Below are 21,027 nucleotides of genomic sequence, written 5' to 3'. Positions count from 1 at the left end.
CTATCAGGCCAGCGCGACGGCGTAAAATCCGCTGCGGGTGGTCATGTACAGCGTCTTTCCATCCGCGCCGCCAAAGGCTACGCAGCTGGGCCGGTCCGGACAGTCCACCCATCCAAGGGGAGCGCCGTCCGCCGCGTACACGTAAAGCTGGCCGTTGGGCACAAACAGGCGGCCGCAGGCATCCTGCGCCACGCTGTACTCGCCCCGCTCGGCCACCACCTGGGGGTTGGACAGGGCGCCCTTTGCATCCACGTCAAAGCGCACGGTGCGCTTTAGATACTCATCCACCGCATAGAAGGGCGCGCCCGGCGTGGCGGGGGAGAGGGTGGACATGCGGATCAGATCGTAGCAGTAGGGGATGATGGTCACCCCATCCGGCGCGACAAAGCACTTTTCACAGGGCTCCACGGCCTTTTGCAGGTAGTCATTGGAATCCCGCCAGCGGTTGCCGGGGTAATAAGCCCGGGCGACCTTAGCTACGCCCTGCATATCCTGCAGGGGCAGGGGCCGCACGCTCTCCTCGGGGTTCTCCGGATCGATGGCGTACATGCGCACCACCGCGTCCGCGCGGTACCAGGTACCATACGAGGTGGGCTCGTTGGGCTTATCCCCCACCACGGGCCGGCCGCCCTGGGTCGCCCCCTTGGGGATGATGAACTCGCAGGCCACAAGCAGGTTGCCAAGGGTATCCACCGCCAGGCCCAAGGGCTTAAAGGGCGCATCCCAGATCAGCTTCAGCGTTTGGGCCGCCGCGTCCCAACGGTAGATGCGGCGCATGCGGGATTCGCTAAAGTACACGTTGCCCTTTTGATCCGTCGTGATGGCGTCGGGGAACTCAAAGCCGCCGGCCAATTTCTGCGGCAGGCCGTTTAACACCGCCGGGCAGGTGACGGGAGGCCGCTTTTCGGCCTTTTCGCCGAGGATGAGGCTGCTAAGCTGCCAGGGGCGCACCTCAAGGCCGCTGGTCCGGTCGAACAGCAGGTTATCCATGGTGTACTTGACCTGGGTAAAGTTATGCACACCCGCAAATTCGATATCCCGGCACCCTTGCGTGGTAATGGCGTAAGGATAGGGATTGTACAGCCAGATCACCCGGAAAAGGTAAGTGTTGGCGAACAGCAGATTAGCGCAGTCCCGCAGCTCCAGCGGCTGGCAATGGCGGCTCTCGGCCACCTCCTCCTCGGTCTGCAAGCCGTACACCTTCCAGTTGCGCACGTTTTTGAACTTGACCTCGTTGCGGCAATGGTGCTCGATGCTCATGGCATAGATGCGGGAGGGGATATGGGTATCCGAGGCGTAAAAGCCCGCCGCCGCAAAGGTAGAGGCGGTCCAGACATCCTTAAAGACACCGCCGCCGCCCGCGACCCAAAGCGACCAATACTGGTAATCCCACACCCGGTCGATATCCGGGTCCGCCGTGCGGTTGGCGTTATAGCTGGGCTGGTTTTGCCCGTCCCAGCCCATGGTGCCGTGGCCGCCCACGAACTTGACATCGTTCATATAGCTACCGGCGCCCGCGCACCACTTGCACCCCACGATGCGGGGGTTATTGGCCCCGGCATTTAGACCGATGCCAAAGAGGATGTTCTGCCCGCCCGGGGCCACCTCCAACAGCGGCAGCGGCGCGCCCACGTCGCCAAAAGCCTCGCAGTTATCCGGCACCACCAGTTGGGTAGAGATGGGGTTTAAGCCGATAAGCCTCGTGCCCGGGCGCATCTTCAGCGGACGGGTGACGATGTACCAGCCCTGGGGCAGATACAAGCAATCGTACTTTTGCAGCGCGGCCTCCAGTACGTCGGTATCGTCGGTGCAGTTATCGCCCTTGGCGCCCAGGTCCTTGAGGTTGACCCAGGCCGAAACCGGCGGCAGGGCCGGAATGTCGCTCTCCGGCATGACCGGCGGCGCAGATAGGGCGGAAACCTCGCAAAGGGTGCGCATCTCTTCGTGCGCGCCCAAGCCCTCCTGCACCAGGCCATGGGTAAAGCGGGTTATGAGATAATCGCCCTCCCGCCCGGCGCAGACCTTGCCGCTCGCCCGGAAGCGGGCCAGGGTAGGCACGTTATGGCAGGCGACATTGCGCAGGTTGATCTGGCCCACGCTGTTATCCTCCAAGCTGATGACAAGGGCGGTATCGGTGATGTTCTCCAGCACGCTGTCCTCCACGTACAGCTTTTCGTAAAAGCCATCCGGCGTTTGGGCAAACACCGGGGTATCCTTTACATGGGTGCGGATGGCGGTCAACCCCACCTCCTGGGTGCAAAGGGCGGCTTTGCGCTGGCCGTAAAAGGCGGTATCCACCATCACAAAGGGCCAGCTGGGGGAGGTACGGGTGGAGATGATGCCGTAATCCCCGCCGAAAAAGCGCACGTCCTCCATCTCATTGCCCGCGTCAAACATCCCGGCCCGGCCGCTTTCAATGTGGATATCCACGTGGGCGATAAAGCTGTGCTGGGCAAAATGGGTGCGCAGCGCCACCGCGCTGGGGTTACCCTTGCCTAAGCGCAGGTCCACATTGACCAGGGCGCTGTAAAAGGTGCCGGCGTTGGCGTCCCGCACTGCCTCGCCCAGCTTAGGCACCCGGTCCACATACCAAAGTAGGTATTTGCTTTGCCCCTTATCCTCCGGGTCATCTTGGTCAAAACCGGGGGCGTTATCCTCCAGCACAAAGGTGGGGCGGTTTTGCCCGTAACCGATCAGCCGCACGGCTTTGGGTACGTAAAGGGTGCGGGTGATCCGGTAAGTCCCCTCCGGGATCAAGACGACGCCGTAGCCCATCTCCTCTTTTACCTGGTTGATGGCTGCCTGTATACCCAACGTATCGTCATTTACGCCGTCGCCGCGCACGGGGAAGTTCTCCGGCGTGAGGTAGGCGGCGCGGGGGTCCTTTGGCGCCTGCAAATAAAACGATTTTGAACTTTGCATAGCAAGCCCTCCTTTTTATCTTTGGCTTTTCTCTTTTAGCGCCGTTGCCGGGGCGCTGTTCATTTAGATTATAGCATAGTTGCCATAAGAATTTAAGGAAAGCTTATAAACAAAAAAGCGCGGGAAATAATCCCGCGCCTTTTGCTTGGATGTGCCTATTCCCGTCCCTGGGGCCGGTAGGTTTCGCAGGCCGCCTCTTGGGTGGGCTGCTGGGAGGGCATGCCGATCTTCAGCTGCCCTGCCGTACATTGCAGGTCTGCATTGTACAGGCACTCCCTGGCCGTACACAGCACCGCCGGGTTATGGTCCTCCATCCGTACGGACGCGCCGGTGATGGGGGAGGCAATGCCAACGCCCGCAAAATCCACCTCGATAAAACCAAAGGTGGACATACCCTCGGTGGGCTTGTTGGGCGTATCCTCCTCGCCCAGACGGTAGCTGTAGGTGGAGCAGCGCACGACGGGGGCGTGGTCGTCCACCACTTCGATATCCCCAGCGCCGCACCGGTAGTTGTTGTTATACGCGCAACTGGTAGCCAGGCAACGTAAACTCGGTCTCATTCTTGCGCCTCCTTTAGGCTAGCGCTGCTGGAAGCTGGCGCACATGCTCTGGTCTTCTTTGCGCCCGGTCCCATCGTCGCGGCAGTTGCAAACGTCGATGGCGTCCAGCCCGCAGCGGCAACTGTCCTCGTTGAACGCGCACTTGGTCACATCGCAGTGGATGGCCTGACGGCCCATGCAATCACTCATGCTTAACATACCTCCTTTGTTTTGGGTTAACCCTAGCTTTCCCCGGCGTGGGCGAAAACAAGCTGGCAATTCCTAGCTTAAAATTTTGCCTAGAAGGCGGATTTGCCCGCCAACGGCTCAGGAGGTATAATAAAAATAACCGATTCTAACGCGGCCGCATTGGGCGGCGCTTAGACATAAAAGCGATTTGGAGGAACGGGCATGCCCAACCATAAAAACCGAAAAAAGAAAAAAAGTAAGGGCAAGGGCGCGCCGCTTGCCGCGCAGGGCCCATGCGCGTCCACGCCATCTTTTAGCTGCCGGTGGCTGCCCTACTATATTTATGGCTGCCTGCCGGTTTACGCGCTGGCTGCTGTGGCGTATTTTGCGTTTTTAACGCTGCCCGCTTTGGTGCTGCCCGCCTGGGAGATGGGGATGCAGGGCATGGCGCTGCTGATTGCGGCAGCCTCGCTGAGCCCGGCGGCGCTGGCGGCGTACCTGGTCGTTCCGCTGGCCCGGCGGCGGGCGGCGGGCTTCCGGGGCAACCGCATTTTTTTGGCGGTAGCCCCCTTGCTGCCGCTTTATATGCCCTGGCAGATGCTTTTGCTGCTGGCGGCCTTCGCGCTGCCCAACCTGATCTATTTTGAACGGCGCAAATCCCTGTTTGCCGGGCCGGAGATGCACCAGAAGCTGTGCGGCCGGCTGGTAGCCATCCCCATGCTGGTTGGCCTTACGCTGTGCCTGGTGCAGTTTGGGCTGGGGCCTGTGGGGGTGTACTGGATCTACGCGGCGAACATCGCGGCGCTGGTGCTGGCGCTGTGGGTGCGCCGCCGCCCGCCGCTTTTAAGCGACCGGGACGTGTATTTTGACGGAGAGCATTAATAGGTTGTTTTGCCATAAAGGAGGGCGGCCATGCAGGGAAATTTGGAAAAATTTGACCTGTCCGGGCGAGTGTGCGCGGTTTTGGCGCCCCGGGGAAAAGGGCCTTATGGCTGCGCGCTGCTTTGCGGGCTGGAACCAGAGCAGCTGCCTGCCCTGGCCCAGAACCTGCCGGATATGGTGCTGATGGCCGTACAGGCTGATGGCATGCGGGATTACACCCCCTGGGCTGCCCCGCCGCTGCAGGCGGACAGGCCCTTTACCGGGCAGGCGCAGGATTTTTTGGATTTTTTGACCGGACAGGCGCTGCCGGCGCTGGCGCTGCGGGCGCCGGTGGAGGAGCGGCCCTGCCGCAGGCTGCTGGCGGGTTACTCGCTGGGCGGCCTGTTTGCGCTATGGGCCGCGGGGCAATGCGGGGCGTTTGGGCTGGTCGCCTCGCTGTCCGGCTCGCTATGGTACGATGGGTGGCTAAGATACCTGCAGGATACCCCGCTGCAGGCCGGCCGCATCTACCTTTCCCTGGGGCGCGCGGAGGAGCATGGCGGCCCTGCGCGTATGCGCGCCGTGGGGGAGGCTACGCGCAGCAGCTACGCGCTTTTATCCGGGCGGTTGGGGCCGGGACGCGTTACCCTCCAGTGGAACCGGGGCGGGCATTTTACCGGCATCCCGGCGCGCTGGCAAAGGGCGCTTTGCTGGGCGGCGCCCTATCTGACGAATTCTGATTATGGGGATATGGCCCCTGACGCTGGGCCAGACTAATGAATGATGATTGATGAAGGGAGAAGCAAAATGCAGGAGATACTGATGTTTATTCTGCCCGATTGCCCTTATTGCCATGAGGCGAAAAGGCTGATCGACCAGCTCTGCCGAGAGAACCCGGAGTATAGCAAGATCCCGCTGCGGGTGATCGACGAGCGTGCGCAAAAGGAGTTGGCGGACCGGTACGATTATTATTACGTGCCTACCTTCTATGTGGGCGGGCAAAAGCTGCACGAGGGCGTGCCGGATATGGAAAAGGTGCGCCGGGTATTGGAGGCCGCCTGCCGCCCGGCGCTGTAAGGGCTATGCGCGGCCGCTGCTATAACGGCGCCCTGCCGCGCATAGGAAGGATTGTGTTTGCGGCCGGGGCGCGCTATCCTAATAACGCAGGTCCCACCAAAACCACCTGCGGCCCGCTGGTTCTCCTAGACAGCGGGCCATTCTATATCCGCAAGGTCAATGTTGCTGTGTTTTAAAGACGATCTTAATAAAATCGCTGAAGGATTGTATGGCCGCGGCCTGATTTTCAGGGCTGAGGGATTGGAAGCCATTGAGCTGTTTGAACAGTGGCAGGTAAACATCCATGATGTGCAGTTTGCAATTTTCTGCCAGCAGGCTGGACAGGTCCACATCCAAGCCGTCTGCCAGGCGCTCCAGCGTGCTTAAAGTCGGGTTGCCCCGGCCATGCTCCAGCTCGCGCAGCACCGAGAGGCTGATCTCGGTATTCAGGGAAAGGTCCTCTTGCGTTAGGGCATGGATGGCGCGCAGAGATTTGATGTTTCGGGCAAGGCGATGCAGATATTTCATGAGACTTGTCCTCCTTAAGTATAACTTATGTGAACATGACTCATGTATCAATTTGATATAGCATCGGTATTCCACCGATGAGTCGGCGGTGACGGTTGCCCGGGCAGCCCTTACACCTATGGATCGGGCATAGCCTGAAACGGTAGAAATACAAACGGCGCAGGGGGTATCCCCTGCGCCGCGCAACCCTACCAGGGTTATTGTGCGTTAAAGATGATGTCCTCCACCGCGGATACGATATCCTGGGTGGTAAAGCGGGCCACGCCCAGGGAATCCAGCAGCGCATCCGTATCGGTCCGGGTCAGGTCCAGATAGCGGAACTCGGCTTTGGAGATCGCCGTTTTCAAAATACGGCTCTCCTCCGGGGTATTGTTGGGGTCGTTGGCCTCCATCTCCAGCAGCCGCAGCGTAACGGTAACGGCCTGCTGCTTATTAAACAGGGCGTTGCTGGCCTCGCCGGCAAATTCGCGAACCTTTGAAAGCGTCCTCATTTCCAACCATTCCTCCTTTGCTAAGCTTTACCTTATTGTACACCCCCATACTTTGAAAAGCAAACCGGCCGGGCGCCTAAGATAGGGGGCAAAAAGGGCGGGTCGCTTGCGCTTCCCGCCCTTAAGGTATGCCATTATGCTTTTTTTCATGCGGCGTACGCGCAAAAGCTTATTTTACCGCGTCCTGCATGGCCTGGGCGCCTTCCTGCATCGTTTGGCTGCCATCCAGCAGCAGGTCATTGGCCTGGGTCACATAGTCCACCAGCTTGTTCACATCCTTGGAGGACATGTAATCGTTGATGCCATCGCGGTATTGGTTCAGCGCGGCGATGAATTTTTCTGCGGCCTCGCTGTAGAGCTGCTGGGTCTCCTGGAAGATGGAAGGCGCCTGCATGTTTTTAAAGTTTTCGCAGTCCTTTTTACAGGTCTCGATCTTATCCAAAATATCCTGCGCCCAGGCTTCGTCCGCCTCGGCCAGGTTCTGGAAGGCCTTGCCAACATCCGTCATGGAGGTGGAAAGGGCGTTGGCTTTGCTGGTCATATCGTTAATATAACGCAACAGGCTGGTTTCATCGTCGCCGGCGGCAGATGAGGCGGACGCTTGGGGCGTAGCAGTGGCCTGCGGGGTGGCGGTGGCTTCCGGCGTGGCGCTGGGGGATGGGGTGGCCTCGGGAGCCGGCGCGGCGCAGCCGCCCAGCATCAGCGTTGCGGCTAAAAGGGCGCATAGAAGTGCGCAGATCAGCGTTTTGGTTTTCATGTTTTTTCCCTCTCTCTTTCTCAAATCTGCCCATTCTCTCAATGAGGCATATTTGCATAATACATATTAAGAATAGATATTGTAGACGTTCCTGTCAACCCCGCTGGATTGTGGTGGCAACGGGAAAAAGTGTGATATACTGACAAGATAGAGTGGTTTTCGCATTTTTAAGGAGGCAAGCATGAGAAATAACAGCGGCCCCATGCTTTTGCGGGACCTGCGCCGGGAGATCGCCCGCACGGCGGGGCGCTTTATCTCCATCACCGTGATCGTGGCGCTGGGCGTAGCCTTTTTTGTAGGCCTGCGGGCCACGGGGCCGGATATGCGCCAGAGCGCCGACGGATATTTTGACCGCCAGCAGATGATGGACCTGGAGCTGCTCTCCACCCTGGGCTTCACCCAGGAGGACGTGCAGGCTTTACAGGCCCAGACGGGCGCTGCCCAGGTGCAGCCCGGCTATCAGTTAGATGCGCTGGTGGTGCAGGACACGGCGGAAACGGTGGTCAAACTTTATTCCATCCCGCCGCAGGGAGAGCAGATGCTCAGCCGGCCCAGCCTGGTGGAGGGCGCCTGGCCCCAAAGCGAGGACGAGTGCCTGGTCGATACCCGGCTATGCCAGCGCGCGGGCCTTGCGGTGGGGGATACCCTTACCCTGGATGAGGGGCGCGGCGCGCAGGAAGGCCAGCAGGATGAGCCGCACCTTGGCAGGCAGACCTTCCGCATCGCAGGGACGGTGGAAAGCCCGCTGTTTATCGATCTGGAGCGGGGCACCAGCACCCTGGGCAACGGGCAGGCGGATGCTTTTGTTTACCTGCCCCAGTCCGCCTTTGAGAGCGAGGTCTATACCCAGGTACAGCTCACCGTATCCGGCGCATCCGGCCTTAACAGCTTTTTGCAGCCCTATTGGGATGTGGTAGACCCGGTGGCGCAGCAGCTGGAAACGCTGGGGGAGAGCCGCGCGGCGCAGCGGTTAAGCGATGTGCGCGGCCAGGCGCAAGAAAAGCTCTCCGATGCCCGGGAAGCGTTGGAAAGCGCCGGGCAAGAGCGGGACGCCGCGCTTGAGGCGGCCCAGGCGGAGCTGGATGAAGGGGCGCAGGCCATTGAGCAGGGGGAGGCGGAGTACGCCCGCAGCCAGGCGGAGCTGGCCGAAAAGCTGGAGGCCGGAGCGCAGGCCATAGAACAAGCCCAGGCGCAGATCGACGCGGGCCAGTTGGAGTTGGAAGTCCAGCAACAGGCGTTGGAGCAGCAGGCCGCACTTTTGGATGAGCAGCAGGCAGCGCTTGAGGAAAATGAGGCGGAATACCAGGCGCGAAAGGCGCAGCTGGAGCAGGGCCAGGCGGACTTTGAGGCACAACGGCCCCAGATAGAGGCGCTGGAAAAGCAGGTGGCGGATTTTGATGCGCTGGCTGCGCAGATCGCGGCCTACCCCACGCCAGGGGATGAGACCTATGCCCTTTTGGTGGCCCGCTATGAGGCGCTAAAGCCTGCGGTAGAGGCGCTGCGCCCCAAACTGGAGGCAGCGCAGGAGACCCAGCAGGCCCTGGAAGCATGGGATGCGCAGCTTGCCCAGGCGGCGGCCGAGCTTGAGCAGGGGAGGGCTGCGCTATCTGCCGGCCGCACGGCGATTTCCGATGCGCGCAGCCAGCTGGATGCCGCTAAAGCCCAGCTGCAACAGGGGCGCCAGGAGCTGGAGCGCCAGCGCACAGCGCTGGAAACCGGCCGCCGGGAGGGGTACCAGGCGCTCGCCTTAGCGCGCGCCCGGCTGGACGAGGCACAGGCGGCGTACGATGCGGGCCTGGCGGAGCTTGAAACGCAAAAGGCCGAAACCCAAGGGCAGCTGGATGAGGCGCAGGCGCAGATCGATACGGCGCAGCAGCAGCTGGACGGGGTGACCAGTTGCCGCTGGTACGTGCTGGACCGCAGGGATAACGCAGGGTTTTCCGGTTACGATGAGGATGCGGCCCGGGTGACGGCGGTAGCGGATGTGTTCCCGGTGCTGTTTTTCCTGGTGGCGGCCCTGGTCAGCCTGACCACGATGACCCGTATGGTAGAAGAGCAGCGCACCCATATCGGCGTGCTCAAGGCCCTGGGTTACAGGCCCTGGGCGGTGGCCTTTAAATATGTGGCGTACGCGCTGCTTAGCACGCTTTTGGGCTGCGCGCTGGGGATGATGGCGGGCTTTTGGGGCCTGCCGCGGGTAATATCCTCGGTATACGCCATTTTATACACGGTGCCGCCAGTGCAAACGCCCTTTATCCCGTCCTATGCCATTGGGGCTACGCTGCTGGCCGTGGCCTGCACGGCGCTATCGGCCTTCGCGGCCTGCGCGGCGACGCTGCGGGAGGCCCCCTCCCAACTGTTGCGCCCGCGCGCGCCCAAGGCCGGGCGCCGGGTGATGCTGGAGCGGATCGGCTGGTTTTGGAAGCGGCTCTCTTTTATCCGCAAGGTGACCGCGCGCAACCTTTTGCGTTACCAGCGCCGGTTTTGGATGACGGTGCTGGGCATCGCCGGGTGCATGGCGCTGCTGCTGACCGGCTTTGGCCTGCGGGATTCCATCATGTCCATCGTGCCCAGGCAGTTTGAGGGGATCAGCCACTATCAGCTGATGGTATCGGTTGACCCGGATGCCGCCGCGGGCGACCTTGAAGCGGTAGCCGCCGCGCTCAAAGGCCCGGACGGCGCGGCCAGCACCCTTATGGTCTCCATGCAGAACATGCAGGCCACGGGCCCGGAGGGCGGAGGCAGCAACGATGCCATCGTCGTCGCTTTAGAAGAAGGAGAGCCTTTAGGGGATTACATCTCGCTGCACCCCCGCGCCTCTGAGGAGGAGACCGCGGTGACCGGCGGCGAGGCGGTGATCACCGAAAAGCTGGCCAGCCTGCTGGGTATCGGCGTGGGAGATGCCCTCACCCTGAAGGCGCCGGGCAATGGGGAAGAGCCGGTGAGCGTGGTGGTGGGCGCGATCGTTGAAAACTACGTTTACCATTACGTGTACCTGACCCAGGAGGGGTACGCCGCGACCTTTGGGAAGGCGGCGCAGCCCAATACCTACCTTTGCCGCCTGGAAGGGGAGGATGCGGCCCGGGATGATGCGCTGGCCAAGAAACTGACCGCCAACGCGGCCGTGCGCCAGGTGCGCTTTACCACCAAGGGCCTGGAGGATATCAACCAGATGCTGAGCAGCATCAATTACGTGGTTTACGTCATCATCATCGCCGCGGGGGCGCTGGCCTTTGTGGTGCTTTATAACCTGGCCAATATCAATATTACAGAGCGCACGCGGGAGCTGGCTACCATCAAGGTGCTGGGCTTTTACGATGGCGAGGTGACGGCCTATGTCTGCCGGGAAAACGCCCTGCTGACGGTGCTGGGCATCCTTTTGGGGCTGGTGGGCGGCTACTTTTTGCACCAGTACGTGGTGGTGACCTGCGAGGTGGATATGGTGATGTTTGGCCGGGAGATCGCCCCCATGAGCTACCTGTACGGCGCGGGGATGACGGCGCTGTTCGCCGCGCTGGTCAACCTGGTACTGCACCGCAAGCTGCAAAAGATCGATATGATCGAGGCGCTGAAAAGCGTGGAATAAAGGAAAATGAATCCTAAAACGTAAAAGTCAAGGCGAAAAGGAATGCTCCTTTTCGCCTTGATTTTGTTGTTCATACAGCTATTTCATCACCTTGCGGATCATGTCCTGTTTTCGCTTTGTATAGGGCGGGTAACGCAGGGGAATATCCGGCCACAGGCCCTTTTTAAGCACACCCTTCCGGTGGGTGAAGGCCTCAAAGCTGGCCTGGCCGTGGTAAGCGCCCATCCCGCTTTCCCCCACGCCGCCAAAGGGCAGGGCGGGCGAGGCCAGGTGCATCACCGTATCGTTGATACACCCCCCGCCAAAAGAGAGGGTGTGCAAAAAGCGCTGCTGGGTATGCCGGTCCCGGGTAAAGCAATAGGCAGCCAGGGGTTTAGGGCCGCTGCGCACCTGGGCAAAGGCCTCGTCAAGGCCGGCATAGGGCAGCACCGGCAGCAGAGGGCCAAAGATCTCCTCCTGCATGATGGGGCTGTCCATATCCACATCGCCCAGCAGGGTAGGGGCGATCTTGCAGGCGTCAGGATCGGTCTTTCCCCCGGCAAGGACGCGGCAACCGGCCAAAAGCCCGGTCAACCGTTCAAAATGCCGGGGCGAGATGATCTTGGGATAATCCGGGTTCTGCAAAGGCTCTGGGCCGTAAAACGCGGCGATGGTCTCGCGCATCCTCTCCAATAAGGGTTGGCATACGTCCTGATGGACGAGCAGATAATCCGGCGCGACACAGGTCTGCCCGGCGTTTAAAAATTTGCCCCATACGATGCGCCGCGCGGCCAGCGCAAGGTCGGCAGTCTGATCCACGATACAGGGGCTTTTGCCCCCCAGCTCCAGGATCACCGGGGTCAGATGCTGGGCCGCAGCCGCCATTACCTTGCGGCCCACCTGGCCGCCGCCGGTGTAAAAGATAAGGTCAAAGGGGTGCTGGCAAAGGGCCTGGCTCACCTCCGGGCCGCCCTGCACCACGGCCACGTACTCCGGGGCAAAGGCCTGCGTCAGGATATCCTCCAGCACCCGGGCCGTATGCGGCGCGTATTCCGAGGGCTTGAGCACCGCGCAGTTGCCGGCGGCCAGCGCGCCTACAAGCGGCTGGAGGCTGAGCAGCGCGGGGTAATTCCAGGGCGCCAGGATCAGGCAGCGGCCATAGGGCTCTGGGTAGATTCTGCCCTTGCCGGGGAAATTGGCCAGCGGGGTGGGGACCCTTTGCGGGCGGGCCCACTTCCCCAGGTGCCGCTGCATCTCGCGGGCCTCGGCGTAGATCATGCCCACCTCGCTTAAATAACTTTCCGAAGGGGACTTGCCGAGGTCTTCGGCCAATGCGCGCACCAGCGCCGGCTCGTGGGCGCGCAGGGCATCGGTCAGCTTTTGCAGCTGCGCGCGGCGAAAGGCTGCCGGGCGGGTGTGCCCCGCGTCAAAATACGCCTGCTGGCGGGAAGCCAAAGCCTGTAGATCCATATACGTACCTCCTTGAACAAAAAAGAGGCGCTTGTATGCGCCCCTTTGTGTTGGTCCAATTCTAATGTTTAAAATGAAGCGTTCATCAACCCCAGCACCAGGGCGATCTGCCCGGCAAAGCTCAGTATCAGCGCAGGGATCCTGTGGCGGCTAAAGCGGGAGGAGAACTGCGGCAGGGCTACTACCGCCTGTCCGCCCAGCAGCAGCAGGGTACCGGCCACGCTCCACCAGCCGCAGGCCGCGGGCAGGCGAAAAACATACAAAAGGGAAAAGGCTTTGGTCAACATCAGCGTGGCGCTGATAGCGGCCAACACGGCCGGCACCTTCAGCGTTTCGATCCGCAGCCCCGCCATCCGGGGAACCAGGATGAACAGCGCCAGTATGCCGATGAAGAACAAAATATCCAGCCAGTGCATGCCGCTGGCCTGTGCAAAGGCCATGGAAAAGATCACATTTGCGACCAGCGCGCTGAAGAACCCCGCCAGAAACCGGGGGGACTCCACCTGCTCGTGCATCACAAACACCACGGCAAATAGCAGCAGCGCCAGTATCATCAGCAGTGCGTAGCCTACGGCTGCCTTTCCGGCCAGGGCGCCAGTGGCCGCCGCCGCCAGGATCAAGCCGCCGCAGATCAGCAGCTCTACCATCGTCTTTTGGTTGCGCTCTTTTGCGGTGTGGATCATATAGACCGTTGCCATGACGGCGAAGCCCGCAAGGAACAGATAAGTGAGAATCGAGAAGAAAACGGCCATGTTCAATACCACCTTTCAAACGAGGCCCGTCCAATCGTTATCGATTAAAGCTACCCCTTATTTCCATTATAACCCATTTATCGCCCCTGTGAAACCGGGGCCGTGTAAATAATCGGTTAATTCTGCCTAAGCGTCAAGCCCCAGCAGCCTTGCCGCGTTATCTCCCAGTATGGCCTCTTTTTGGCTGGTGGGGATGGGGAGCGAATCGATCAGGCGCATCTCGTTTTCGGGTAGGTGCCAAGGGCAGTCGCTGCCCAGCAGCACCCGCTCGTAGCCGTGGCGGGCGATCATCTCCTGCAATAAGGCGGGGGCCATGAAGCCTTCGGCACAAAGCGCGGTATCAAAGTACAGGTTGGGGATGCCGCAAAGGGTCTCCAACGCCTCTAAACGGCACTCCATCCCCCCCATATGGGCGGCGACCACTTGCAGGCGGGGAAAGTCCGATGTGATCCGCCGCAGCATGGCGGGCGTGGTATGGATCAGCTTGGGCGAGAGCGGATCGTATCCGGCGTGGAAGACGATGGGCAGCCCTAGCGCCTGGGCCTGTTCATACACCGGGTAGGCGGCCCGGTCGTCGGCCCGGTAATCCTGATAATCCGGGTGCAGCTTGAGCCCATGCAGGCCCATTTCCCGGATACGGCCTACCCACTGGGCCGCGCCGGGGTCGGTGGGGTAGACCGAACCCATACAGATCAGCCTGTCCGACTGGATCTGCTGGGCAAATTTGTTTACGCTCTCCGTCTGTCCGGGGCGGGTGGCGATGTGCTCGATCACCCCCGCGTCCACGCCGCAGCGGTCCAAAATATCCAGCGTGTCCGCTACCGTGCCCGCGCCGCGGGGGACCATGCCGCAGGTACGGGCCAGCCCGGCCAGTGCCTTGGGGGCAATAGCGTCCGGAAACAGGTGCATGTGAAAATCGACGATCATTTGACAAGCCTTCTTTTCAAGAGTCTAGGGCCCGTCCCATTTGAGCATACCCGCAGGGACGGGATTTATGCAGCCCGCCTTATATGAGGGGGCAACGATTTTGGAGAAACAGTTGCGTGATTTTCCTCCTAACCCGTGCAGCCTTCGCGCGCACAACCGGGTTCCGGCGGCCATGCCTTGGGGGCTTATTCGCCGGGGAAGCGGTAGTCCAGTATCTCTCTGTCCGGCGGATAGTCCGGGTTGCCCCAGGCGGGGCCAAAGGGTACCTCCGGCATGCCGGGAAGGATCAATCCGCCATCCACCCGCAAGGTGGCGCCGGTGATGTAGGCGGCCTGAGAGGAGCACAAAAAGCGCACAGCCTGGCCGATATCCTCCGGCCGCCCGGCCCGGCCCAGGGGAATGCGCGCGCCGAACCCATCTGAAAACGCCTGCACTTCGGGGGTATCCCGGGTCTGGATATAGCCCGGGGCCACGGTGTTGACCCGGATGCCGTAGCGCGCCAGATCAAGGGCCATCCCCTCAGCCGCGCGGCAGAGCGCAGCCTTGATCCCGCCGTAGACCGCATCCTCCGGAAAGGCCCGCGTGGCCCGCACGGAGGTGATCATTACGATGGCGCCCGGCCTGCCCGCGGAGATCATCACCTTGGCGGCGGCCTGCGCCGTAAGCAGGTAGCCCCGCAGGTTCAGGTCCATCAGCGTTTGCATCTGCTCCAGAGGAAAATCCTGAAACGGGTAAGTCAGCGTGACGCCGGCGTTGCACACAGCCGCGTCCAGCTGCCCCAGCGCCTGGGCGGCCCAGGCCACGGTTTCCCGGCAATCCTCTACCTTTTCCAGGTTGGCCTGGCGGCAAAAGGCGCGCGCGCCATAGCCTTCCAGCTCCCGGCAGAGCGCCTGCGCCTCCTTATGCGCGCCGCGGTAGGTAAAGGCCACGTCATACCCGTCCTGGGCCATACAGCGGGCAATGCCGCTGCCGATACCCCGGCTCCCGCCGGTGACCAGTACGCCTTTACGCATGAATGTTCCTCCTTATCTTTTAAGTGGGCCTAAAAACCGGCCTCTTCATCGTTGCCCACGTGATCCTCCCGATACCAGGAGGCGCGGCGCACCCCCTCGCGCAGGGCAAGCTCGTGCACCACATACTCGGCGGTGGCATCCTGCGGGGTGCGCTGGCGGGCATAGACCGTAAAATCCACAAAACCGTCCTTGGCGTCCTTGCTCTCCAGGGCCTGCAGCTGCATTTTCTGGTCGCGCAGCATTTGCGCCAAATCGCCGCGCAGGGTCCACTCGTCGCTCTGGCGGCAGGTGATCTCAAAGCGGTACAGGCAGCCATAGCGGGTATTCTGGCTGAAGTTTTTGGCAGAGATATGGTTGGAAAAGGGCCGCAGCAGGATATTGGTCAGCAGTACCAGCGCGGTGGCCATGCAGGCAAACATCAGGTGCCCGGCGGCCAGCAATACGCCGATGGCGGCGGTGCACCACAAGGTGGCCGCGGTGGTCAGCCCCTTGATGGTAAACCCATCGCGCACGATCACGCCGCCGCCCAGAAAGCCGATGCCGGTGACCACCTGGGCCGCTACGCGGGAACGATCCCCCATTTCCTCATCGATCAGGGAAAAAAGCACGAAAAGACAGGCGCCAACGCAGACCAACACGTTGGTGCGGATGCCGGCCATATGCCGGTGCATCAGCCGTTCAAGGCCGATGAGCGCCCCCAGTACGGCGGCTAAACTGATGCGGATCAAAAAGTCGGTCCAGACCATGTGGGCCGTATCCTCCTTTACAAGGAACGCACAGTTCCTTTACATAATATTGAATGTTAACAAGATTATAGGCCATTTACCCCATGCGGCACAAGGGCAAGATGGGCAGGTTGACGGCATTTTCCTTCATGATGTATGATAATGAAGGATAAAGTATGTTGATCTGGCCCTAAAAGCGGGGCCTTTGGCTTATAGAAGGGGGGCGCGGTATTTGATCGCCAGGGTATTGCGGGGGATCGTCACGCTGGTGGGCGTGCTGGCCGGGTGGAGCCTGGGGATCGTGATGCTGGGCTTCAACTTTCTGGGCGGGGGAGAACTGGGCCGGTACATGCCGATTTGGGGGCATCTGATTTTGGTGCTGACCTGCGCGGCGGTGGGCGGGGCGATGGCCTTTTTGCTGGCGCCGCCGCTTTTTCGCGCGGTGTACCGTGTAGCCGGGGCGTTGGAGCAGCGCCTGAGCGCCACGCCCATTGCGGATCTGGTGGCAGGCGCCCTGGGGCTTTTGGTGGGGCTGGCGGTGGCCTTTATGCTCTCTTTTCTGGCTAACGATCTGCCGGTCTTCTGGCTGAGCGTGGTGGTCAAGCTGTCGATCTACATGCTGCTGGGGCTGCTGGGGATGCGCCTGGCTGTGCGCCGCCGCAGCGAACTGATGGATTACTTTGCCGCGCTGCGCCGCCGCGAGCAGGAGCGGGCCGCCCAGGCCGAGGGGCTAAAGCCACCGGCGGATAAGGTGCTGGATACCAGCGCGATCATCGACGGGCGGATCTTTGACGTGGTGCGGGCGGGCTTTGTGGACGGGCGCTTGTCCGTGCCGGATTTTGTACTGCAGGAGCTGCGCCACATTGCCGATTCGCCGGACCCTTTGCGCCGCCAGCGGGGCCGGCGAGGGCTGGAGATGCTCGAAAGCATCCGCCAGGAACTGCCCGCCCGGGTGCATGTGGTGCGCCGGGAGCGCCGGACAGGTGAAGAGGTGGACGCGGCGCTTTGCCGTATCGCCCGGGAAGAGGGGGGGTGCGTGGTTACCACCGATTATAATCTAAATAAAATGGCGGGGGTACAGGGGGTGCGGGTGCTCAACGTCAACGAATTGGCCGGGGCCATGCGCCAGCGCCTGCTGCCCGGGGAGCAGTTCACCGTGCAGATTCTGCGGGAGGGCCGGGAAAAAGAGCAGGGCCTGGCCTATCTGGACGATGGGACGATGATCGTCATCGAGGGCGGCAGGCCTTATATCGGCATGCGGCGCCAGGTAGAGGTGACAAGCCTGCTGCAAACGGCGGCGGGGCAGATGGTATTTGTGAAGTTGGTGTAAAAGTGGGATTGTAGGGCCGGGGCGTTTGCTCCGGCTTTTGTTTACCCCCAAAAGTTTACACCGCCCATACAAGGCGGATACAGCGCTTTTGCATCTTAAAGCGGCGCCATGGTATAATTGTAGGCGTAAACCGACCGGCTTACCGGGCAGCCCCCGGGCGCGGTGTGGTATAATAGGCTATCTGTAATAGGATAAATCGAATGGAAGGATTTTAGGCGATATGGAGGATACGCTTTATCAGTTTATAGCGGGGATCATGCGTTATGTGTTCATCCTGCTGATCTGGCTGATCCTGATCGTTACCGCCCGCAGCGCCTGGAAGGAATACCGCCTCCAGCGCCGCTACATGGGAAAGCGCGTAGTGATCGGGTACTTGGAGCGCCGGGGCCCGGAGGGGGCGCTGGAGCGCTATCCCCTGGGGATGGATGCGCTGATCGGCTCTGGACGGGGATGCGATGTGCGCATCCGCGACGAGGGATTAGAGCGGCGCCAGGCGCAGATTTCCTGCCGGGATGACGGCGTGTTTTTGCTGGACCTTTCCAAGGGAGACCCGCCGGTGATCAACGGCGTGGGCGCCCCTGAGCGGGTGCAGCTGCTAAACGGCGACCAGATCCGCTTTGGAGAGGTGACGTTTCGCTTAAGATTGGAGGTGGAGCGGGATGCGTGAACATTGGCCCAGTGCCAACGGCCTGGTCTTCGTTATCGCGATATTCCAGCTGCTGGCCTTCGCGCTGTTGGCGGTAAAGGCGCAGCCCGTGGATTACGGGGCGTTGATGCTGGGGGCGCTCTCGGTGGCGATATTGCTGTTTCAATACCTGGTTTTTGTGCGGGTATTCCCGGGGCTAGACCGGTGGATCCTGATCATCGCCAACATGCTGGTATCCCTGGGCTTTATCTTGCAATACCGGCTGAACCCGGATATGTGCATCCGACAGATGCAGTGGTTCGGCGTGGCGGTGGTGTGCATGGTGGTGGCGCTGATCGCCGTGCGGTATTGGACGTGGCTGGATAAGCTCAGCTATGTATATATGGGCATTACCCTGGCCTTTCTGGTGCTGACGCTGCTGTTTGGCAGCCGGGAGGGCGGGGCTAAAAGCTGGTTCAGCTTTGGCACGGTCAGCTTTCAGCCGTCCGAGTTGGGCAAGATTCTGCTGGTATTCGCTCTGGCCAGCGCCATGAAGGAGCGGCGCAGCCTGTGGCGGCTGATCCCCTTGGGGATATTTGCCGCCGTTTCGGTGGGGCTATTGGTGCTGCAAAAGGATCTGGGCGCAGCGCTGTTATACTTTTCAACCTCTATTGTGGTGTTTTATATCGCCACCAGCAACCTGCTGCTGACTGGGGCGGCCCTGGGCGCGGCGGGGGTAGGCTCGGTGGCCGCGTATAAGCTGTTCTCCCACGTGCGGGTGCGCATCGCGGCCTGGCAAAACCCCTGGGCGGACGTGGAGGGCGGCGGTTATCAGATCGTGCAGTCGTTGATCGCCATCGCCAGCGGCGGGCTGCTGGGTCTGGGCCTGGGCCTGGGAAGCCCCAAGAGCATACCGGCCTACCATACGGACTTTATCTTCGCGGTGATCTGCGAGGAGTTCGGGGTGCTGGTGGGCATCGCCGTTATCCTCTTTTATGTGGTGCTGATCCTGCGCGGGGCGCGCATCGCCCTGGATGCGGGGCAGACCTTTTACAAGCTGGTGGCCATCGGCTGTACGGCCATGGTGGCGCTGCAGACCTTTATCATCGTAGGCGGGGTGATCAAGATGATCCCGCTCACCGGCGTAACGCTGCCCTTTGTCAGCTACGGGGGCAGCTCGCTGGTCACCAATATGGTGCTGATCGGCATTCTGGAGGCGGTGGCTGTGCGCAACCATGCCATGCGCGAAAGCGCCATGGGCCCGGTAGAGATCCCCGGTTATAATATCGACGAGGACGCCTATTACGATGAGGATGCGTATGACCAGGAGTACGCCGACTACGAGGATGAGTATTACGACCAGGACGATGATGAAGCGCAGCAGGCCTACGACCAGGAGGACGAATATCCGCAGGACGGGCAGGAAGACGCGGTAGAGCGCCGGCAAAGCGGAGAATCGGGAACGCGCGGCAAGAAGGGAGGCGGCCGTAAATGAGGCAGATGGACCGAAATATCAAGCTGATCACTACGGTATTCGCCGTGGCCTTTAGCTTTTTGCTGGTCTACTTTGGCTATCAGGTGATGACCGAGGGCGGGCGCTGGTTCGTCAGCCCCAGCAACCAACGCTTGGGCAAGCAGCTGGAGAACATCACCCCCGGCGATATTTTGGACCGGGCGGGCGCGACGCTGGCCTCCAGCGACGAAAGCGGCAACCGCACCTATTCGGATGACGCGGCCCTGCGCCTGGGCAGCGCCCACGTGCTGGGGGACCATACCGGCTACAGCGCCACCGGCGTGCAGACCTACCATGCCAATACGCTTTTAGGCTTTAATAACTCCCTTTCGGGACAATTAGGGCAGCTGATGGGCGGCAAACGCCAGGGCTCGGATATGCGGCTTACCTTGCTGAGCAGCATGCAAAAAGCGGCCTGGGAGTATTTAAGCGGCAAAAAGGGCGCCGCCGTGGTGTTGAACTACAAGACGGGGGAAGTGCTCTGCTCGGTCTCCAGCCCCGCCTTTGAGCCGGCCAATGCCGCCCAGGAGGCCAAGGGAGCGGATGCCGAGACGAACGGCATCTTCGTCAACCGGGTGACCCAGGGCAAGTACGCCCCCGGCTCGATCTTTAAGATCGTCACCGCCAGCGCACTGCTGAAAAACGACATGGGTGGTTTGACGCACACCTGCACGGGTACCCTGCAGCTGCCCGGCGGCACGGTGACCTGCGAGGAGGCCCACGGCGCCTGCGATCTGAATAAGGCGATGACGGTATCCTGCAATACCTATTTTGCCAATGCCGGCGTAAAGCTGGGCTACAGCGCCCTGCTCTCCGCGGCGGAGGATCTGGGCTTTGAGGATGATTTTACCTTTAGCGACCTGTCTTTGTACAAGGGCCGCGTGCCCGAGCCGGAGAACGACTTTGAGCTGGGCTGGGCCTCGGTAGGCCAGAATAAGGATACCATGACCCCCATGCAGGCCGCCATGATGGTGGGGGCCGTAGCCAACGACGGCGTGATGATGGAGCCCAAATTGGTGTTGGGGATCACAGAAAACGGCGGGGAGGAGAAAAACGCGCTGAATAGCAACGTATACCGTACCTCGATGAATGCGGAGGTGGCGGACACGCTCAAGAGCATGCTGCTGGGCGCCGTGCAAAACGGCACCGGCCGCAGCGCCCAGGTCAAGGGCCTCTCTATCGGCGGTAAAACCGGTACCGCGGAGGTATCCACCAATAAAGAGGTAGCCCCGCATGCCTGGTTTGTCGGCTTTTTGGATGACGAAAGCGCGCCGCTGTGCGTGGCGGTGATCGTAGAAAACGGCGGGTACGGTTCGGGCGCTGCGGCGCCGCTGGCCGGCCAGCTGCTCAAGATCGGCTCGGACTATTACCATACCAATGGATAAAGCGTAAACAGCATGCGCCCGGGAAACTTCCCGGGCGCTTTTTTTATTTGCGGGCAAGACGTTGCTGCATGAGGCAATGATTTGGGGGAAAAGTAAAAATGATAAATTTCTAAAATAATGTTGACAAATATAGAATATAAACATAAAATAGAATTGAAAAGAATACAATTTTAAATAAGAGATACATAATTAATAATAGATACACAAATATCTAACGCATACATAAGCACTGCTTTAAAAATATTTTCGTAAATAACATGGCGGCCAAGCGTGACCGGGCGGCGGAAAGGGGGCTGATATACGGATATGCAGCGGCCCGTGCTAGCAAGCGACGAAGCGGCCATGCGTTATTAAGATTACACAAATACAGGGGGAAAAG

Annotated in this window: 19 protein-coding genes; 8 read left to right on the top strand and 11 right to left on the bottom strand. The window is 60.8% G+C overall.

Features of this window, described 5'->3' with window-relative positions; genetic code table 11:
- Nucleotides 1-3: 3 nt before the first annotated feature.
- The 3 genes from H8699_RS02415 to H8699_RS02405 form a co-directional block, all read right to left on the bottom strand.
- A complete protein-coding gene (locus tag H8699_RS02415) occupies nt 4-2,922 on the bottom strand; it encodes a glycosyl hydrolase family 28-related protein (protein ID WP_249284325.1) in 2,919 nt (972 codons plus the stop codon).
- Between the two features lie 155 nt (nt 2,923-3,077).
- Entirely contained in the window at nt 3,078-3,482 is a 405-nt protein-coding gene (locus H8699_RS02410) for a DUF1540 domain-containing protein (RefSeq protein ID WP_138295231.1), read from the bottom strand.
- A gap of 18 nt (nt 3,483-3,500) precedes the next feature.
- Nucleotides 3,501-3,671 (bottom strand): DUF1540 domain-containing protein, encoded by a 171-nt coding sequence (locus H8699_RS02405; protein WP_171025936.1) that lies wholly within the window; start codon nt 3,669-3,671, stop codon nt 3,501-3,503.
- A gap of 201 nt (nt 3,672-3,872) precedes the next feature.
- Here H8699_RS02405 and H8699_RS02400 point away from each other — a divergent pair, with 201 nt between their 5' ends.
- The 3 genes from H8699_RS02400 to H8699_RS02390 are packed head-to-tail and all read left to right on the top strand — an operon-like array spanning nt 3,873 to nt 5,588.
- Complete coding sequence (locus tag H8699_RS02400) at nt 3,873-4,532, top strand: hypothetical protein (RefSeq protein ID WP_249284324.1); 660 nt, start codon at nt 3,873-3,875, stop codon at nt 4,530-4,532.
- A 30-nt stretch (nt 4,533-4,562) separates the two neighbouring features.
- Complete coding sequence (locus tag H8699_RS02395; RefSeq protein WP_249284323.1) at nt 4,563-5,288, top strand: alpha/beta hydrolase; 726 nt, start codon at nt 4,563-4,565, stop codon at nt 5,286-5,288.
- Nucleotides 5,289-5,318: 30 nt separating this feature from the next.
- Nucleotides 5,319-5,588, top strand: a complete 270-nt coding sequence (locus H8699_RS02390; protein WP_249284322.1) for a glutaredoxin family protein — start codon at nt 5,319-5,321, stop codon at nt 5,586-5,588.
- 156 nt (nt 5,589-5,744) lie between these two features.
- On the opposite strand, the gene H8699_RS02385 is transcribed toward H8699_RS02390, so the two are convergent.
- The 3 genes from H8699_RS02385 to H8699_RS02375 form a co-directional block, all read right to left on the bottom strand.
- Entirely contained in the window at nt 5,745-6,095 is a 351-nt protein-coding gene (locus H8699_RS02385) for a helix-turn-helix domain-containing protein (protein ID WP_249284321.1), read from the bottom strand.
- Between the two features lie 197 nt (nt 6,096-6,292).
- Nucleotides 6,293-6,586 carry a hypothetical protein gene (locus H8699_RS02380; RefSeq protein WP_249284320.1) on the bottom strand — a complete coding sequence of 98 codons (294 nt, stop codon included), beginning with the start codon at nt 6,584-6,586 and terminating at the stop codon, nt 6,293-6,295.
- A 169-nt stretch (nt 6,587-6,755) separates the two neighbouring features.
- Entirely contained in the window at nt 6,756-7,343 is a 588-nt protein-coding gene (locus H8699_RS02375) for a DUF7018 domain-containing (lipo)protein (protein ID WP_249284319.1), read from the bottom strand.
- 181 nt (nt 7,344-7,524) lie between these two features.
- Between H8699_RS02375 and H8699_RS02370 the strand changes: the two genes are divergently transcribed.
- A complete protein-coding gene (locus H8699_RS02370; RefSeq protein WP_249284318.1) occupies nt 7,525-10,929 on the top strand; it encodes an ABC transporter permease in 3,405 nt (1,134 codons plus the stop codon).
- A 78-nt stretch (nt 10,930-11,007) separates the two neighbouring features.
- Here H8699_RS02370 and H8699_RS02365 read toward each other — a convergent pair whose 3' ends face one another.
- The 5 genes from H8699_RS02365 to H8699_RS02345 all read right to left on the bottom strand — a co-directional run bounded on the left by H8699_RS02365 (nt 11,008) and on the right by H8699_RS02345 (nt 15,816).
- Complete coding sequence (locus tag H8699_RS02365) at nt 11,008-12,438, bottom strand: aldehyde dehydrogenase (protein WP_330605148.1); 1,431 nt, start codon at nt 12,436-12,438, stop codon at nt 11,008-11,010.
- Nucleotides 12,439-12,446: 8 nt separating this feature from the next.
- Nucleotides 12,447-13,130, bottom strand: coding sequence for a lysoplasmalogenase family protein (locus tag H8699_RS02360; RefSeq protein WP_249284316.1), 684 nt, complete (start codon nt 13,128-13,130; stop codon nt 12,447-12,449).
- 126 nt (nt 13,131-13,256) lie between these two features.
- On the bottom strand, nt 13,257-14,057 hold the full coding sequence (locus H8699_RS02355; RefSeq protein WP_249284315.1) for an amidohydrolase family protein: 801 nt from the start codon (nt 14,055-14,057) through the stop codon (nt 13,257-13,259).
- A gap of 185 nt (nt 14,058-14,242) precedes the next feature.
- Nucleotides 14,243-15,070 carry an SDR family NAD(P)-dependent oxidoreductase gene (locus tag H8699_RS02350; protein WP_249284314.1) on the bottom strand — a complete coding sequence of 276 codons (828 nt, stop codon included), beginning with the start codon at nt 15,068-15,070 and terminating at the stop codon, nt 14,243-14,245.
- A gap of 29 nt (nt 15,071-15,099) precedes the next feature.
- Nucleotides 15,100-15,816 carry an MgtC/SapB family protein gene (locus tag H8699_RS02345; RefSeq protein ID WP_138294827.1) on the bottom strand — a complete coding sequence of 239 codons (717 nt, stop codon included), beginning with the start codon at nt 15,814-15,816 and terminating at the stop codon, nt 15,100-15,102.
- A 211-nt stretch (nt 15,817-16,027) separates the two neighbouring features.
- On the opposite strand from H8699_RS02345, the gene H8699_RS02340 reads away from it, so the two are divergent.
- From H8699_RS02340 to H8699_RS02325, 4 genes are all read left to right on the top strand, one after another.
- Nucleotides 16,028-17,125 (top strand): PIN/TRAM domain-containing protein, encoded by a 1,098-nt coding sequence (locus tag H8699_RS02340; RefSeq protein ID WP_249284313.1) that lies wholly within the window; start codon nt 16,028-16,030, stop codon nt 17,123-17,125.
- Nucleotides 17,126-17,345: 220 nt separating this feature from the next.
- Nucleotides 17,346-17,792, top strand: a complete 447-nt coding sequence (locus H8699_RS02335) for an FHA domain-containing protein (RefSeq protein WP_138294823.1) — start codon at nt 17,346-17,348, stop codon at nt 17,790-17,792.
- The gene (locus H8699_RS02330) at nt 17,785-19,245 is read left to right on the top strand and encodes an FtsW/RodA/SpoVE family cell cycle protein (RefSeq protein ID WP_249284312.1); all 1,461 of its coding nucleotides are present in this window, start codon (nt 17,785-17,787) and stop codon (nt 19,243-19,245) included. Before H8699_RS02335 ends, H8699_RS02330 begins: the two co-directional genes overlap by 8 nt.
- On the top strand, nt 19,242-20,648 hold the full coding sequence (locus H8699_RS02325; protein ID WP_249284311.1) for a penicillin-binding transpeptidase domain-containing protein: 1,407 nt from the start codon (nt 19,242-19,244) through the stop codon (nt 20,646-20,648). The genes H8699_RS02330 and H8699_RS02325 overlap by 4 nt, the downstream gene beginning before the upstream one ends.
- The last annotated feature ends 379 nt before the right edge of the window (nt 20,649-21,027 follow it).

Source organism: Luoshenia tenuis (genome assembly GCF_014384745.1).
Lineage (GTDB): Bacteria > Bacillota > Clostridia > Christensenellales.
This window is presented reverse-complemented; position numbering and strand designations above follow the sequence as displayed.

Excerpts from the sequence above, each read along its gene's own strand:
- H8699_RS02415 (WP_249284325.1), bottom strand. The coding sequence starts at position 2,922 with ATGCAAAGTTCAAAATCGTTTTATTTGCAGGCGCCAAAGGACCCCCGC.
- H8699_RS02410 (WP_138295231.1), bottom strand. The coding sequence starts at position 3,482 with ATGAGACCGAGTTTACGTTGCCTGGCTACCAGTTGCGCGTATAACAAC.
- H8699_RS02405 (WP_171025936.1), bottom strand. The coding sequence starts at position 3,671 with ATGAGTGATTGCATGGGCCGTCAGGCCATCCACTGCGATGTGACCAAG.
- H8699_RS02400 (WP_249284324.1), top strand. The coding sequence starts at position 3,873 with ATGCCCAACCATAAAAACCGAAAAAAGAAAAAAAGTAAGGGCAAGGGC.
- H8699_RS02395 (WP_249284323.1), top strand. The coding sequence starts at position 4,563 with ATGCAGGGAAATTTGGAAAAATTTGACCTGTCCGGGCGAGTGTGCGCG.
- H8699_RS02390 (WP_249284322.1), top strand. The coding sequence starts at position 5,319 with ATGCAGGAGATACTGATGTTTATTCTGCCCGATTGCCCTTATTGCCAT.
- H8699_RS02385 (WP_249284321.1), bottom strand. The coding sequence starts at position 6,095 with ATGAAATATCTGCATCGCCTTGCCCGAAACATCAAATCTCTGCGCGCC.
- H8699_RS02380 (WP_249284320.1), bottom strand. The coding sequence starts at position 6,586 with ATGAGGACGCTTTCAAAGGTTCGCGAATTTGCCGGCGAGGCCAGCAAC.
- H8699_RS02375 (WP_249284319.1), bottom strand. The coding sequence starts at position 7,343 with ATGAAAACCAAAACGCTGATCTGCGCACTTCTATGCGCCCTTTTAGCC.
- H8699_RS02370 (WP_249284318.1), top strand. The coding sequence starts at position 7,525 with ATGAGAAATAACAGCGGCCCCATGCTTTTGCGGGACCTGCGCCGGGAG.
- H8699_RS02360 (WP_249284316.1), bottom strand. The coding sequence starts at position 13,130 with ATGGCCGTTTTCTTCTCGATTCTCACTTATCTGTTCCTTGCGGGCTTC.
- H8699_RS02355 (WP_249284315.1), bottom strand. The coding sequence starts at position 14,057 with ATGATCGTCGATTTTCACATGCACCTGTTTCCGGACGCTATTGCCCCC.
- H8699_RS02350 (WP_249284314.1), bottom strand. The coding sequence starts at position 15,070 with ATGCGTAAAGGCGTACTGGTCACCGGCGGGAGCCGGGGTATCGGCAGC.
- H8699_RS02345 (WP_138294827.1), bottom strand. The coding sequence starts at position 15,816 with ATGGTCTGGACCGACTTTTTGATCCGCATCAGTTTAGCCGCCGTACTG.
- H8699_RS02335 (WP_138294823.1), top strand. The coding sequence starts at position 17,346 with ATGGAGGATACGCTTTATCAGTTTATAGCGGGGATCATGCGTTATGTG.
- H8699_RS02330 (WP_249284312.1), top strand. The coding sequence starts at position 17,785 with ATGCGTGAACATTGGCCCAGTGCCAACGGCCTGGTCTTCGTTATCGCG.
- H8699_RS02325 (WP_249284311.1), top strand. The coding sequence starts at position 19,242 with ATGAGGCAGATGGACCGAAATATCAAGCTGATCACTACGGTATTCGCC.